We start from the raw sequence: 15046 nt of genomic DNA on the forward strand, positions 1-15046 counted from the left end.
CGCGAATACCACCCTAATTCTATTGACAGAATGGTCAATAGCGCTCAGCAACGTACAATCATACGTGTTCTTTTTAACGGTAGACACCCGGATTGGCTTACTCTATTCAGCCAATCTTCTCAGAGAGGATTTTCATGTAACACCTGCACACCGACTTCCACCAAATGTCGGCTCTCTGTAGAACAAAATGAAACACTACTCTTTCTCATCAACGAATTTGTATGCTTTTATTGTCACTCATCGTAACAAATTACCAATTGTCTGTCAACAGTGGACAACCTTAAAAAATTTCGTTGAGACAAGTGACAATACTTTGATGGAGAGTCATATATTAAGATTGCGGATTGGTTTGAATAAAGCTCTTCAGCAATATTTTGACATTAAATAGCCCGATATAAAAGTTTACTTCATCCAATTGCCCCTTTAATGTGGCTACTGTTGACAGTGTTTGCTGCAATATTTGGATGATTTCATTTTTCCAACATAGCGAAAATCAGGACTAACAACCTTTCCTCCTCATCATGAATAAATACATAAGCAGGTTGTAAATAGAAAAACCAAAGTGCATGTAACATAGCGACATAGGCTGATCCATTCATTTTAGGATTTTTCACTAGTTCATCAATAGCATCCGATACATGTGCCACACTATGTGCCCATCCTTTGCCAGGTACATAGCTTCTTACATCCTTTTCAGATGATATGTAAGTTCATAACTTCGTTTGACAAGCCTCATGCTATCCTTAGATAAAAAAATATCTGTGTAGATCCCTAGCTAAAATAAGTACGAGCAATAAGATTGTAAACGAGTGAGTAAAAAACCCAATCAGATTCCTTTGAATAATAAATGGTTTAAGCTTTAATCCCAAAGTTCAATGAAGCAACGATGATTCAGCAAATTTTTTCTAAAATCCATTCATAAAAGCTGCCCTAAATCCATGTATCTCGTAGCTCACTTCAGTAGAACCGATATGTGCTAGCATGGCATGCAAAACCTGCTGTTGATGCTCTTGCTGCCAAGTAGCCTGACCCTTTTTCAATGCCATTAATCTAGCCTTTAATTCATCTTCCTTCAATACAACTGGCTAATTCCACTTTGCTTATTCATTGTGATACTCCGTACTACTTTCTCGGTATAGCCCATCCAGCTTCCATCCATTATAAAAACGGACATAGGTCAATTCCTTTTGCCAATTATCTAGGTGCACAATCACCTTGCTGCTCCAAGGGAAAGTGGCTGCATAAACCCGACCTCTGCGTACCTCAGCTATGTCATCCGCTACACCAAGAAGTGTAGAAGGTGCATTCGCATTATACATTAAATAATGCTGTCGATCTGAACTGATCTCAAGTTCTTCCATGACCTCCTGATGAAAAACAATCACTTGCTCATTTGCCTGATGAAGTGAATAGATGAGAGCTCCCCCAAATAGCACCATCAATGAAGCCACAATGAGTACATGCTTTTTCTTTAATCCTATGTAAAACGCCCACTGCTTTTCCTTATTGTATAAATGAATATATATTGCTAGACTTATTGGCCATAAAAATAATAACTGCCAACAAAGGACAACCCAAAAAATCTCGCCATCCGAGACAAAATATCGAATGACATTGTAATTCAACAACCATAAAGGCATCGACCACCGCCATAGGGATTCTTCCTGCGGTATACTTTTTAAATAAATCAGTAGAAGAGGTAAGCTTAGGAAAAAGGCTGTCGCATTATCTAATAGAGCAAATACCAATTCAACACCTCCTGCATAGAAAAATGTTACAACTATTGTATTTTAATCCAATTGTACAGAAAAGGCTAGACATTCTAAAACGTTGAATATCTAGCTTCCTTTTATTGAAGTTCCTCCACTATTTTCATCTCTAGGAAAATCGATGAGAGGTTGAGAGGCATTGTTCCCAATCACCTGGCTATATTGTACTTTGATAGCGTTTTGGGACATCCACTAAAGGAAAACGTGTACCATTGCTATGTTTTTGCACCAATTCATCTACAGATAATTATATCCACCACAGACATTGTTTTAAAAATGACCTCACGCTGCTTGAATAGGAGTGCTAGAATCACATTTTCAATCAAAATGCGTTCGTCTTGCTGTACAAGTATATCCTTCTAGTGGTAGTTTGCTTTGCAAAAAGCTTCTGTTGTACTTGAATTTTGCAATAGGCCCAACTGCGTAAATCTTTGCCTCGATGCTTCGATAAATAAGCCTTTAGCTCGCCACGTTCCTCATAGTTTTGTTGGTTATCATAAAATTTAATTAAGACATCCTGCACGATATCTTCTGCACTTTGTCAATCTCTTCCATAGTAAAAGGCAAGACGAATAAGCCTCTCTGTATGCTGTTCCATTATTCTTTCTAGTTCGTAAATGAGCCCTCTCTTTCCTATAAACGGTGCTCATAGCTTCGAGGTTTGCTTTTTTTGTCATTTATTCTAAATCATTGTCAGCAAACGGGCTAATAACCTTTTTTTCCGTTGAAGATAACACGATATTGGTAGAAGGTGTACCATAGGGCATAGCTGCATCAATAAACTGCTCTAATGTTTCTACTGAATAAGTCGCTAGTTTGACAATATAGCTAATTTCCCCCGCCACTCGATAGCACGCCAAGACATCAGGATGAGCCTTACAAAATGCAGAGAGGCTTTTACAATCAATGGATTTAAATAAAATAATGGCCTCAATAGTGCGCTCCATCTTTTTCAAATTCACCCTTGCATGATACCCTTCAATCACACCTTGTTCCTCCAGCTTTTTGACCCGTTCAATAACAGCGGGAGAAGATAAATGAACAATTGCTGCTAATTCCTTCATCGAGATTTTTGCATTGTGCTGTAATTGCTGTAATATTTGTATATCAATTTGATCCATGGTCCTTCACCTTTCTAAATCAATTATTTTTTCTATAATACCTTTTCAAATAAAGTTTTTTATCCAAAATACATTATACAGCTTCTGTTAACATTCAGCTCTTTTGATTACAATAAAAGCAATAAAGGAGGCAGAATCAATATGAAAAAAATATTATTACTTTTAGCAAATGGCTTCGAGGCCGTGGAAGCCAGTGTTTTTACAGATGTGCTTGGCTGGAATAAATGGGAAGGCGATGAATCAACAGAAGTCATTACAGTCGGGTTACATAAACAATTGCAATGTACATGGAATTTTAGCGTCATTCCTGAAAAATTGCTGCATGAAATTGATTTAAAGGATTTTGATGCTTTAGCAATCCCAGGGGGCTTTGAGGAAGCAGGCTTTTACGAAGATGCCTTTAGCGAGGAATTTCAAACAGTTGTGCGTCATTTTGATGAACAGAAAAAGCCTATTGCAACAATCTGTGTAGCCTCCCTAATATTAGGGCATAGCGGTATTCTACAAAATAAGAAGGCGACAACTTATAATCATCCAACAAGTAAACGATTAGAGCAGCTTCAATCCTATGGTGCAAATGTTGCTAATGAACGAATTGTCTACACAGAGCACATTATTACATCTTCGAACCCAGGCACTGCATTCGATGTCGCATTTGGCTTACTTGAAATGCTAACATCACCTGATAATACATTGAAAGTAAAGGATTTAATGGGCTTTAAATAATTTTATAAAGCTGTCCAAAAGAGTTCATTTTGGACAGCTTCATTATGTACATTTGTTTTCTGATATTGATTGTAATAACTTCACTCCTAACTCTTTACTTCTTGAAACTAATGATATAGTTCTGATTAAGGATCAATATATAGGTGTCAATCACGAACCGCTAAGGCACTGACTACCAGTTTTGAGTTAGTAAACATCGTTTAAACATGATTTACAGCAGGATAAAAAGCAGGCTTACACCAAATATTATGATGTAACCCTACTTTATTGCTATTATTTTTCTAATGGTGCTGTTTCTGATGTGTTAAAATCCATTTCCTTCGCGTTGTCTAGCACATCTTTTGGAATCGTAATCGTTGTTACCGCATTGAAATCATGATATTTAATTGTAGTTTGCTGTCTTGTTTTGATCGAATTGCCTTCCACTTTCATCTTTAAGGTCATATCCATAGCAATTTCTTCTACATCAAATGTTTCTTTATTAATCAATAATTTATATGTGAGACTATCAAAGGACATGTTACCTAATTGTGCCTCTAGATCAGCATCCATTCCTAAATTCATTGCGCCAAGCTGCTGCTTCACTAGCTCTGTGAATTTATCCCCAGCACCCTTTAGTGTTAATTCATAACGGTTTGCTGTTTCAACTAATGTGAAATCTTCAGCAAATGCTTGTAGCATCTCCAATTGTTCTGTTGCATCTGGCTGTATCCCTGTTTGGCTAAGTACATCCTCAAATAATTGTTTCGGGAACTTTACCCAAGCCTTTTGCTCTGCCTCATACATATACATACCATCTTTAGCCGTCATATACATTTTAATCGGCAAATTAATCGCTTCACCACTTGTTGGATCTGTTAGCGACATTGTACCATCAGCAAAGAATTGCATCGGCTCTGTAACAATTTCCATCTTCATGTTGCCTTTAGAATCCATTTTCATGGTTTCCTTGCCATCGTTTGCCTCCACTGACTGAGAGATGGTCATGGTAGCCTTCATGCTTTTTAGCTCTTTTTGCTTGGCTACTGTTTTAGTAAATACTTCCTCTAACAAAGCACTATTTTTTGTTGTAGTAGACTGTTCTTCCTTTACCTGCTCCCCTTTAGGGTCTTCCCCTTTTTCTTCCGGTATAGGCTGTGTATCCACAGGTAAGTCTAATGCGTTGACGATAAATGTTGCTAACTGACCACGCGTAACATTTTTATCTACACCAAATTCTGTGGCAGAAACCCCCTTCGCAACGCCTGCCTCATACAGTGCTGTTACTGCCTCTGCAAATGGACTATTTTGCTGTACATCAGTAAATGGGCTTTTGCCTTTCGCTGTTAAACCTGCTGCCTCTGCTACCATTATCGCCATTTGACCACGTGTAATCGTGTCATCTGGACGGAATGTATCATCCTCATAGCCTTGTACAACCCCAAGATTTACTAGTGTAACTATCGCCTTATAGTATGGGCTAGATGAGTCAACATCCTTGAAATTCGGATTTTCTACAGTCAAATCCGTTGTTGTTAATTGAAAAGCACTTGCTATCATCTTTGCCGCCTGTCCACGTGTTACGTCCTGTGAGGGCTTAAATGTACCATCTGGAAAACCATGAATAATATCTGCTGCATGTAATGTGGAAATACCGTTAAAATATGCATGATCTTCGCTCACATCTGAAAATGGACTAGCAGCCGAAACAGGTACTACTGCAACAGCTGTAACCGCCATTGCAGCTGTTGCCGCCGTATAAAGCTTATGTTTTTTCTTTGTCATAATTAATCGTCCCCCCATTTATGTAAAATGTAATGCTTACATATTAATTTTATCTAAAGATTTGGGAAAATGCTAGGTTAGTTGGAAATTAAAATATAATTATCCAATATATCCGTCATTTGGTTCGATCTAATTTTTATCCTCCATATAAAAAAACCGACCTCCTAAGAGATCGGTTTTTATGATGATGATTACTCAGCAGCTTTTGCGCGTAGAACCATTTGTAGGATACCACCGTGACGGTAGTAGTCTACTTCTACTTCTGAGTCGAAACGAGCTAAAGCTTGGAAAGTTTTAACTGTGCCGTCTTCAGATTTAGCAGTTACTGTTAAGATTTCACGTGGTTTTACGTTGTCAGTAATGTTAACAGAGATTTCTTCTTTACCAGTTAAGCCTAGTGTCTCAGCAGATTCACCTGGCATAAATTGAAGTGGAAGAACACCCATCATTACTAAGTTAGAACGGTGGATACGCTCGTAAGATTGTGCGATAACAGTTTTCACGCCAAGTAGGAATGTACCTTTCGCAGCCCAGTCACGAGAAGAACCCATACCGTAGTCATTACCAGCAAGTACGACTAAGCCAGTACCTTGCTCTTGGTATTTCATACATGCGTCATAGATATACTCTACTTCGCCTGTTGGCCAGTAAGTAGTGAATCCACCTTCTGTACCAGGAGCCACTTGGTTACGGATACGGATGTTTGCAAATGTACCACGCATCATTACTTCGTGGTTACCACGACGAGAACCGTAAGAGTTGAAGTCACGGATTGCAACACCGTTTTCAATTAAATATTTACCTGCAGGTGTATCTTTACCGATTGCACCAGCTGGAGAAATATGGTCAGTTGTGATTGAGTCACCGAACTTCGCCATAATGCGTAAGCCGTCTAAGCCTTGGATTGCTTCTGGCTCTTTTGCAAGACCTTGGAAGAATGGTGGGTTTTGGATGTAAGTTGATTTATCATCAAATGTGTATAGAGACTCAGTTGATGTTTCAATTGCATTCCATTTTTCGTTCGCTGTGAATACTGTTTCGTATTCTTTTTGGAATAACTCACGGTTAACAACAGTACTTAATACTGCATTAACTTCTTCTGTTGATGGCCAAATATCCGCGAAGAATACTTCATTACCATCTTTGTCTTTACCGAATGAATCTTTTTGTAGATCGATATCCACTGTACCAGCAAGTGCATAAGCAACAACAAGTGGTGGAGAAGCTAAGTAGTTAGCTTTTACAAGTGGGTGTACACGACCTTCAAAGTTACGGTTACCAGAAAGTACAGAAGTTACGAATAAGTCATTTGCTTTAATTGCATCTTCGATTTCAGGAAGTAATGGACCTGAGTTACCGATACATGTTGTACAACCATAACCTACAGTGTTGAAGCCGATTGTATCAAGGTACGTTTGTAAACCTGAATCTTCAAGGTAACCAGTTACAACTTTAGAACCTGGTGCTAAAGAAGTTTTTACCCATTTAGGCACTGTTAGACCTTTTTCTACAGCTTTTTTCGCCACTAAGCCCGCAGCAATTAATACGTATGGGTTAGATGTATTTGTACAAGAAGTGATCGCTGCAATTGCAACAGCACCTGTTGGAATTTCTACATCGCCTTCAGCGAATTTCGCTACAGAAGTTTTTGCGAATTCATCTTCTGTTAAACCGAAACCTTGTGTACCTTGTGGTGCCACCACTGCTTCTTTGTAACGAGAACGCATTTGAGATAGTGGAATTAAGTCTTGTGGACGTTTTGGACCAGAAAGGTTTGGTTCGATTTCAGCTAAGTTTACTTCTAAAACATCAGTGTAAACTGGCTCTAATGCTGGATCGAAGAACATGTGGTTTGCTTTAAGGTAAGCTTCAACAACCGCGATGTGCTCTTCGTCACGACCAGTTAAACGCATGTAGTTTAATGATTCTTCATCGATTGCGAAGTAACCACATGTAGCACCATATTCAGGAGCCATGTTTGAGATTGTCGCACGGTCAGCTAGTGGTAATTTAGATACGCCAGGTCCGAAGAACTCAACGAATTTACCAACTACGCCACGTTGACGTAATACTTGTGTTACTTTTAATGCTAAGTCAGTAGCCGTTGTTCCGTTTGGAAGATCGCCAACTAATTTAACGCCGATAACTTCTGGAATTGGGAAGTATGAAGGCTGACCAAGCATACCTGCTTCAGCTTCAATACCACCTACGCCCCATCCAAGAACGCCGATACCGTTGATCATTGTTGTATGAGAGTCAGTACCTACTACTGAATCTGGGAAAGTTTCGAATGTGCCGTCAGCATTTTCATTTACGTGTACAACTGGAGCTAAGTACTCTAAGTTTACTTGGTGAACGATACCTGTTGCTGGTGGTACAGCACGGAAGTTATTGTAAGCAGTTTGAGCCCATTTTAAGAAGTTATAACGCTCAGCGTTACGTTCAAACTCAAGGTCCATGTTTGCTTGCAGTGCAGATGCATTACCGTATTTGTCAACTTGTACTGAGTGGTCAATTACAAGGTCAACTGGAATAGCAGGGTTGATTTTGCTTGGGTCACCGCCCATTTCCTTCATTGCAGAACGAAGTGATGCAAGGTCAACAACTACTGGTACACCAGTAAAGTCTTGTAATACAACGCGGGATGGTTTGAATGGTACTTCTGCTTCAGGGTCAGCACCATTGCCCCATTTTGCTAATTCGTTTACATGTTCTTCTTTAATTACATACGCATCATATTGACGTAAAACAGATTCTAATAACACTTTAATTGAGTAAGGAAGGTTTGAAACTTTTGCAACGCCAGCTTTTTCAATCGCAGCTAAGTCATAGTAATTGTAAGTTTTACCATTCACTTCGAATGATGCACGGCTGTTGTGTAAATTACCTTGTGCCATTTGCGGATCCCCCTAAATATATCTTTTTGAAAAGGCTTTAAAAATGTGTAGCATCTTTTCTCCAATACCCATGATAGCGCATTTATATTCATAAGTAAATTACATTAATATTATCTTTTTTGATAAGCATAACTTATGACCTTGATTTCTATCCTGATGTTTTTAATTTTTTGATGTGCATAATATCAAGGGTTTGTATTAACGTGGGTTTCTATACCTATCTAACGAAGCATATCTAAATGTATTTAACTGTGGTACAGATTGCGGTACGAGCTGCGGTACACTTTTTGTAAAAAGTGTACCGCAGGAATAAATAGTAAATAAAAATTCATCCTGACACGTATGAGTAGTAGAAAAAATCAATACAACAACTTTTACTTTTAGATTATTAACTTCTTTATAATTAAACATTAAAGAAATGATGCAACTATTTTAATAACTATATAATATACATATACACATATGACAATACCTTACAATTTGTTTCTTCTTGGATAATCAGTTCTGCTTTAATAAAAAACAAACCAGGTGCACATTTGAGCGTCTGGTACCATTCATATGATTAACCAACAGTTTTTCAACTTGTGTTTTTTAAATGTAAATTGCGGAAAAATTTAGGTACTTCTTTTTAAAGACATCGTACTATATTAAAGAGGAGGATTTAATGAAGAAAAATCCGCAGACTGAGGCGAATAAACGTTGGCAAGCGAAGAATAAAGAACGTGCTAAATATCTTAGTGCACGATCTGGAGCACGTAGCTTTATAAGAGACCACGCCTTAGAGGAAGATTTAGACGAGCTCATGGAATTAATATTAGAACGTAAACAAGTATTATTAGAAATGAAAATAAACCAAGATGGCATGTAGCTGTCTTGGTTTATTTATTTTGGTTTGTATTTTATTAAGTAATTAATTTGTGGAAATAAAAAAAAACCAGGTACTCATTTTTGAATGAGCGCCTGGCCTTTGCTTTAAATCCTAATCAAATTCTTTTTTTATCTGTAATGCAAATTGTTCAATAGATTTTCTATTTTGATAAATTGTAATACCAATACCGGAACGAGTAGCTCTATGAGAGTTATATTCTCCTGCATCAATCCAAAATTGGAATTGATAAATCTGTTCATCAATTAGGTCACTATTATTCGCTAAAATAGCAAATGAAAAAGATGGATCCGTTGAGTCCCATACTTCTGCTTCCAATAATTCGTCCCAATTATTTAATATCAGCGTATGCAGCATTATAAGATCACTTCGTAAAACCAAAAACTTAAAATCTAAATGATGTTCACCACAATTAAATTTAATCAAAATATTACTGGAAATAGTATCACTCTCTATATTAACCACTTCTAAACTTGTCTTTGATGCATCAAATGATCTATCGTATAAGGTTGCCATAATTAAATCTTACCATCCCCAGTTACTACTAATAAATTTCTTAGCGATTTCCCCACTATCAGGTTTGTAAACCGTTACAACCTCTTTTGAATTCCCTATAAACACTACATTAATATTTTGATCTTTATCATAAATAGCTCTAGCACGTGTATGTTTATCCATGAATTTTTTTCCATTTACAATTGCATCAGCAACTTGTTTGGAAGAAAGTTGACGTGCATTAGCCTGTATAACTGCGTGTGAAGAAAATTTCACTGTTGCTTTTGGAATTTGTTTTACAACTAGTTTAACACATGTAGCTGCAACGAACCATACAATCGGAGCGACCCTCGGAGCAACAATAAATTGTTCAGATTCCAGTGAATTCATAAAAGGAGTTCGTGCAGTGTTAATAGAATCCCAAAAATATTGTCTTTCAACATCGGTAAATGATTCATATAGTTCCTTAAATTCCGGATGCTCATTTATATAATTTTCAGTATCTAAAATGTATTTATTATATTCCTCTGTATCTAGTTGAGGAACTAATAATTCAGTTTCCGAATATAAACTTTCATTTTGATCATTATCTGTGAATTCTATTGCTGAGGCAGCTGGTGGAAATACAATGCTAATTAATAAAGTAAATGTTAGTAAAATACTAATAATTTTTGTATGTTTCATGATTTATCCCTTCAAACTTGTATTTGATTCACTAGCAAATCCTTACCTCGAGTTAATTATTATCCTATCATTGGTAACTTCCCCAATTCAATATTATGTTCACGCCACTTTTTTGACGCTACTCATAGGAAATTCGTCAAGTCCGCCAAATCACGCCACTTATTCCCATCTTTTTTTAGTGGTATCGATATTTTTTTAGTGCTATATATACATTTATAGCGTTAACTCCATTTTATGCTTGACATTTTCAATAAAAACAAAAAAATATTGCTAATAACAAGTTCACTAATTTGACTATGGACATATCATTTACATTACTATTCTTATAATATTTTTATGAAATGCCCATTACTGATTAAGGTAACAGGCATTTGCTGTTAAACGCTACGTTGTGCAATGATAATCTTCAATCCTTCAAAATCACCACTTGTCATAGTTCCATTATCGAATTTTTCAAGCCATGACTTATCAATCACCTTTTTGTCTACGGCTTGTTGAATGTAATCACGTACTGCAGCTTTTGCGGTTGTGCTTGTGAATTTCATAGTATCATCCTCCTTTTGTTTTTGTGTATCCTCTACAATGAGTTGTACCTTTATGGCACTACTTGAGGGCACGATTACTTGTCCTTCAAATTTATAACCTGCAGGCATCTTCCATGTTGTAGGAATTTCAAAATGAGGTGCATCATACTGACCTACAGGCCAATAGCCTCCCCTAGTGATTCCTAGTTTTTTAGCTATTGCCCCAACCTTTGAAAGAGTAGAAATATCATATAAATTTCTTGGCGGTGCTACAGCAATATCCCAAGCTCTACGCGATGTATGATTACTATTTCGTGTCCAGGTAACTACTTGCCCTGGTCTTGTTCTCCCTTGCTCATATAGATAGTTTTGGCGAGCTTGGCTACGATATTTCTGTGATGAAAACAAAGTCAATACCTGCCTTGTAGCACTCTTGAAAGAGTAGTCGGCAGGCTGTTTGTGCCATCTTCTCCAGTGTCTTTATAACGCTTCAATAATTTACGGAAAATAGATGTATTGAAATAGAATGTGGCACTTTCTGGATACTCTGCACCTGTTGATCTATTCCCTTTAGCTACACGACCCATAATAGGGACTTGTGTTTTGGTTTTGTCCATACGTGCCTCTAGGTTGATTAGCTGTGCAAATAAATAACGTTTTCCTTCAACCCTCACATACGCTTTCCCTTGTGCACCATGAATAGCATCACGAGCATGCATGGTTGTGTCTGCAAAGTACTGAAGATTCAACGGAATCACTGGTTTCTTTTGTTCCAATTTATTGCCCTCCCCTCTGCTACTACCGTTGTGATATAGAGCTGAGATATAGCCCTGTTACGTTTACAACTTCGCTCGTAACAACAGATTTCAGACAACAGTAAAGTTGACGAATTTAATGTTTTGTTAAATGATTCTGTATTAAAATAGAAAAATAACCAGGTACTCATTCGAGCGCCTGGTTTTTTACGATAAGATGATACATTAAACAGTCATATTCAGTTAGTGCAGAGCTCTTAAAAATAAATGTTTCTTATCTCATAGGTTTATCTTGGAACCACCAATCGCCAACATTATCAACAGCAAAATCTATTTTCCAAGGTCCAATTGTTAGCGATGAATTAATATCTTGATAACGAAACTTGTATTGATATTGATTTATAGAACCTGGGTACCCAGTATTAAATTTATCTTTTGTTCTGACCAAATCCGCTTTCCATGTGCCGCTCACCTGTCTTTCTACTATTAGAGCTGTAACACCAATTGCGCCTAATGCTTTTGATACTTTATCAGATACTAATTTATTAGGAAGCTTTACTCCTAACCATGCACCTATAACAATTACACCTGTCATTAAAGTGGCTACATCACTAAATGATGTAGCTACACCTTTAAAAGAAAGACTGGCTGGAGCTACATAAACATAATCAGTAGCATAAACTGACATATCTGAATTTGTATCTGCATTAAAGTCAGGTTCAGTTATCTCAAGATTAATATCTTTACCATTTAAAGTAGCAATACCAGTAGAACTATTATAAATCAAAGTACTTTTTTCATTTCCGTTATTGAGTGAGTTTACTACAAAACCATCGTCAGTATATTCAACATTAATATCAATATTATTTAAAGAATTAACTAGATTAAAATTAAGCGAACTATCCGTAGTTACAGAATCTACTACCCTATACTCTGTTGGAGCAATTTCTGAGGCATATGCATTAGGAATACATACACTGCTACTTGCAAATAACATAGTTGAACAAAGAGCACTAGCAATTATTTTTTTTGAATTTAACATTTCATCACCTCATAATAGTATTTTTGGTACTATTTTACACCAACTTAATTAGGTATTTATGTAAAGTTATAATTTTCCGTCTCCTTTTTTTTCCTTTCTACTATAATAACTTCTAACAATTAAATTAAAGACAAAAGTCATGATTATCAAATATGCTGGAACTCCCCAATGACCTGTCGTAAATCTATCATAAAACCCCCAAACTAGGACGGATGTAAATAAAAAGACTACTGTTAGTCTTTCTGATTTTGGATAGATTTTATATTTATGCTTTTTTTCCACATCTTTAATATTGTTATTCATTTTTTCGTCACCCCTTTAAATTTTCTTATTAGTATTATATTCTCCAATTAGGGAAAAAATCCCTCTTTCATTTGTTTCTTAGTACTTGGATTCTTGTAGAAAAGCTTCACCCCGTGGATTTGCAATTAGTTATTCATTTATGCATTTTTAATTCAAATGGGGACATACTCATTCAACAAAGGTAGCCCTTCATGTAATACATTTTGTAAGACTACGAATTGAGCTGAAACTCCCCCACCCCTTTGATATCATAGAGTAAATATTTAATAAATACACATACCGATGATGGCTATAGACCCTTTTCAGAAGGGGCATATCAATTAAATTGGAAAGAGCCCAATACATTGGTCATAAGGTACGCGTTTGATTATACGTCTCTACACAGGTAGTTTCACTAAAATATAATTAGTACTTTTGAAGTTTGCACTAAAACTATGCTAGTAAAGGGTCACTACTCGCAGCGTGACCCTTTATTATTTTCTAACCCCACCATGAAACCCATTTAATGTACAATTTCTTTCAAAAACGATGCCGTTCATGCAATAATTCGATTTCATTATTAATTTTCATTCACATAGCCTGTTTTATCCTCAAAATGTGAAGTAACATAAAAGCTCTTAAATCGGAGAATATATTCAGTCCTTTGGGATGAATAATAAAAAAATTTGTAACATTAACATTCGTAACACCAATCATTTCAACTCGTTATCACGTTGATATAACTATTTTTTATCTACGGGGCTTGAAAATGGAAATTTATATGCGTTTAGAATTGTTTGTACAAAATTTGAAAAGGTCTATTGACTTTTGTAAAAATACAATTCAATTAGAGTTATATCCACAAAATGAGACTAGCTTTAAATAGAAAAACCTTAATGTACTTTTAACGCAATAAAATATTCTTTCAAAGGACCATTATTTCAGCAATATTAATACCTGGCGAAAAGGATATACGCGCTCTTTATATTTATTCTTTCCCAATTGCTCCTGTATCTTTTAAATCTTGCCATTCACTTTGGATTCAATGCCCTTAAAATCGCTAATACTCTAAGGACACTATTTAAATCAGTATCGGGACGTCAAAACAAACCGTGAAAGTTATTGGTGCTCAACAATTTTTTTCAAAAAATATTCCATCGATTTTGTCATATATGCATCTTTCCGTCGTATAAAGACGGTTGAAATAATGCCGTATTTATCTGGGATTGGATGACAATAAACCTTGCCTGTAGTAGAAAGATGTTCAACAGTTGATCGCGGAACAATCGTAACTCCTAGACCAATTGCAACACTTTTTAAAATGGTTTCTAATATGTTAAATTCAATGATCCTTTTAGGGAGTAAGCCCTCGTCTTTAAGCCACTGCTCTAGCTTCGCTCGATAACCGCAACCTTGGTTTGACATAAGAATTGGTGTAGTCATAAATTCCTCTATATGAAAAGTTTTTTTGGGGGTTATAAGAACGAGTTCTTCATTACATACATCGTATTGTTCTAAAAGTGGATGTTTAATGGGCCCGGTAATAAAAGCCCCGTCTAATTGGTGATCTGTAACTTCTTTAATGAGTTCTTCAGTTAAACCAGCTTGCAGTGTTAAATCGACATTGGGACACTCTTTGTAATAAGAAGCAAGAATATTTGGCAATATATTCACCGTTTCAACTGTACCAATTTTTAAAGTACCTGCTGGTGAATCACTATCTAAAAATACTTGTTTCAATTCTTCGACATCCTGCAAAATTTTATTAACATATACTAGCATTTTTCTTCCTTCTGCATTTAATGTCATCCCCTTTTTATGGCGGTAAAAAAGCGATGTTTTGAGCTCCTTTTCTAATAGCTTTATACGCGCTGTTACATTAGATTGAACATAATTTAATTCCTTTGCTGCATGGCTCACACTTCCGTGATTTGCGACGCTCTTAAAAATCAACAAGTCTCGTAGTTCCATTAAGTGCTCCTCTTGTAAAATATCATTTTAAATGATGTTATTAATCGTTTTCAATCATTATACATGATGCATATTCTTTTTTATAATGGCTATTGCGGAATTTAAAAAGAATTGGGATATACGGAGTGAT

Annotated in this window: 15 protein-coding genes and 1 other annotated feature (1 of these 16 running past the window's edge); of the genes, 2 read left to right on the top strand and 13 right to left on the bottom strand. The window is 36.3% G+C overall.

The genetic code is table 11. The features are described 5' to 3' along the window. Positions 1 to 221 (bottom strand) — a binding site (T-box leader) (it extends 18 nt beyond the left edge of the window). A gap of 249 nt (positions 222 to 470) precedes the next feature. From MHI04_RS12125 to MHI04_RS12140, 4 genes are all read right to left on the bottom strand, one after another. Beyond that, positions 471 to 647 (bottom strand): DUF2785 domain-containing protein, encoded by a 177-nt coding sequence (locus MHI04_RS12125; RefSeq protein WP_231744999.1) that lies wholly within the window; start codon positions 645 to 647, stop codon positions 471 to 473. A 258-nt stretch (positions 648 to 905) separates the two neighbouring features. Beyond that, positions 906 to 1046, bottom strand: coding sequence for a hypothetical protein (locus tag MHI04_RS12130; RefSeq protein WP_231744998.1), 141 nt, complete (start codon positions 1044 to 1046; stop codon positions 906 to 908). A gap of 54 nt (positions 1047 to 1100) precedes the next feature. Beyond that, positions 1101 to 1748: a hypothetical protein gene (locus MHI04_RS12135; RefSeq protein ID WP_058843692.1), complete on the bottom strand. Its 648-nt coding sequence runs from the start codon at positions 1746 to 1748 to the stop codon at positions 1101 to 1103. A 698-nt stretch (positions 1749 to 2446) separates the two neighbouring features. Beyond that, a complete protein-coding gene (locus MHI04_RS12140; protein WP_036120896.1) occupies positions 2447 to 2890 on the bottom strand; it encodes an Lrp/AsnC family transcriptional regulator in 444 nt (147 codons plus the stop codon). A gap of 141 nt (positions 2891 to 3031) precedes the next feature. Here MHI04_RS12140 and MHI04_RS12145 point away from each other — a divergent pair, with 141 nt between their 5' ends. Further along, complete coding sequence (locus tag MHI04_RS12145) at positions 3032 to 3616, top strand: DJ-1/PfpI family protein (protein WP_036120893.1); 585 nt, start codon at positions 3032 to 3034, stop codon at positions 3614 to 3616. A 273-nt stretch (positions 3617 to 3889) separates the two neighbouring features. Here MHI04_RS12145 and MHI04_RS12150 read toward each other — a convergent pair whose 3' ends face one another. Beyond that, the gene (locus tag MHI04_RS12150; RefSeq protein ID WP_058843691.1) at positions 3890 to 5380 is read right to left on the bottom strand and encodes an S-layer homology domain-containing protein; all 1491 of its coding nucleotides are present in this window, start codon (positions 5378 to 5380) and stop codon (positions 3890 to 3892) included. Positions 5381 to 5571: 191 nt separating this feature from the next. Next, entirely contained in the window at positions 5572 to 8277 is a 2706-nt protein-coding gene (gene acnA, locus MHI04_RS12155) for an aconitate hydratase AcnA (RefSeq protein WP_036120887.1), read from the bottom strand. 664 nt (positions 8278 to 8941) lie between these two features. On the opposite strand from acnA, the gene MHI04_RS12160 reads away from it, so the two are divergent. Continuing rightward, positions 8942 to 9145, top strand: a complete 204-nt coding sequence (locus MHI04_RS12160; protein WP_058843690.1) for a hypothetical protein — start codon at positions 8942 to 8944, stop codon at positions 9143 to 9145. 111 nt (positions 9146 to 9256) lie between these two features. Here MHI04_RS12160 and MHI04_RS12165 read toward each other — a convergent pair whose 3' ends face one another. From MHI04_RS12165 to MHI04_RS12195, 7 genes are all read right to left on the bottom strand, one after another. Then, a complete protein-coding gene (locus MHI04_RS12165; protein ID WP_342534868.1) occupies positions 9257 to 9679 on the bottom strand; it encodes a hypothetical protein in 423 nt (140 codons plus the stop codon). Positions 9680 to 9688: 9 nt separating this feature from the next. Beyond that, on the bottom strand, positions 9689 to 10342 hold the full coding sequence (locus MHI04_RS12170) for a hypothetical protein (RefSeq protein ID WP_342534869.1): 654 nt from the start codon (positions 10340 to 10342) through the stop codon (positions 9689 to 9691). A gap of 377 nt (positions 10343 to 10719) precedes the next feature. Beyond that, positions 10720 to 11274 carry a M15 family metallopeptidase gene (locus MHI04_RS12175; RefSeq protein ID WP_036116908.1) on the bottom strand — a complete coding sequence of 185 codons (555 nt, stop codon included), beginning with the start codon at positions 11272 to 11274 and terminating at the stop codon, positions 10720 to 10722. A gap of 2 nt (positions 11275 to 11276) precedes the next feature. After that, positions 11277 to 11642 carry a phage tail tube protein gene (locus MHI04_RS12180; protein ID WP_170829827.1) on the bottom strand — a complete coding sequence of 122 codons (366 nt, stop codon included), beginning with the start codon at positions 11640 to 11642 and terminating at the stop codon, positions 11277 to 11279. Positions 11643 to 11895: 253 nt separating this feature from the next. Next, positions 11896 to 12663: a hypothetical protein gene (locus MHI04_RS12185; RefSeq protein WP_058843688.1), complete on the bottom strand. Its 768-nt coding sequence runs from the start codon at positions 12661 to 12663 to the stop codon at positions 11896 to 11898. A gap of 66 nt (positions 12664 to 12729) precedes the next feature. Then, complete coding sequence (locus tag MHI04_RS12190; protein WP_036116996.1) at positions 12730 to 12966, bottom strand: hypothetical protein; 237 nt, start codon at positions 12964 to 12966, stop codon at positions 12730 to 12732. A 1098-nt stretch (positions 12967 to 14064) separates the two neighbouring features. Next, entirely contained in the window at positions 14065 to 14916 is an 852-nt protein-coding gene (locus MHI04_RS12195; RefSeq protein ID WP_036116998.1) for a LysR family transcriptional regulator, read from the bottom strand. Positions 14917 to 15046: the final 130 nt, after the last annotated feature.

Source organism: Lysinibacillus sp. FSL K6-1151 (assembly GCF_038630755.1).
GTDB lineage: Bacteria > Bacillota > Bacilli > Bacillales_A > Planococcaceae > Lysinibacillus > Lysinibacillus fusiformis_D.

Excerpts from the sequence above, each read along its gene's own strand:
- MHI04_RS12130 (WP_231744998.1), bottom strand. The coding sequence starts at position 1,046 with ATGGCATTGAAAAAGGGTCAGGCTACTTGGCAGCAAGAGCATCAACAG.
- MHI04_RS12140 (WP_036120896.1), bottom strand. The coding sequence starts at position 2,890 with ATGGATCAAATTGATATACAAATATTACAGCAATTACAGCACAATGCA.
- MHI04_RS12145 (WP_036120893.1), top strand. The coding sequence starts at position 3,032 with ATGAAAAAAATATTATTACTTTTAGCAAATGGCTTCGAGGCCGTGGAA.
- MHI04_RS12150 (WP_058843691.1), bottom strand. The coding sequence starts at position 5,380 with ATGACAAAGAAAAAACATAAGCTTTATACGGCGGCAACAGCTGCAATG.
- acnA (WP_036120887.1), bottom strand. The coding sequence starts at position 8,277 with ATGGCACAAGGTAATTTACACAACAGCCGTGCATCATTCGAAGTGAAT.
- MHI04_RS12160 (WP_058843690.1), top strand. The coding sequence starts at position 8,942 with ATGAAGAAAAATCCGCAGACTGAGGCGAATAAACGTTGGCAAGCGAAG.
- MHI04_RS12165 (WP_342534868.1), bottom strand. The coding sequence starts at position 9,679 with ATGGCAACCTTATACGATAGATCATTTGATGCATCAAAGACAAGTTTA.
- MHI04_RS12170 (WP_342534869.1), bottom strand. The coding sequence starts at position 10,342 with ATGAAACATACAAAAATTATTAGTATTTTACTAACATTTACTTTATTA.
- MHI04_RS12185 (WP_058843688.1), bottom strand. The coding sequence starts at position 12,663 with ATGTTAAATTCAAAAAAAATAATTGCTAGTGCTCTTTGTTCAACTATG.
- MHI04_RS12190 (WP_036116996.1), bottom strand. The coding sequence starts at position 12,966 with ATGAATAACAATATTAAAGATGTGGAAAAAAAGCATAAATATAAAATC.
- MHI04_RS12195 (WP_036116998.1), bottom strand. The coding sequence starts at position 14,916 with ATGGAACTACGAGACTTGTTGATTTTTAAGAGCGTCGCAAATCACGGA.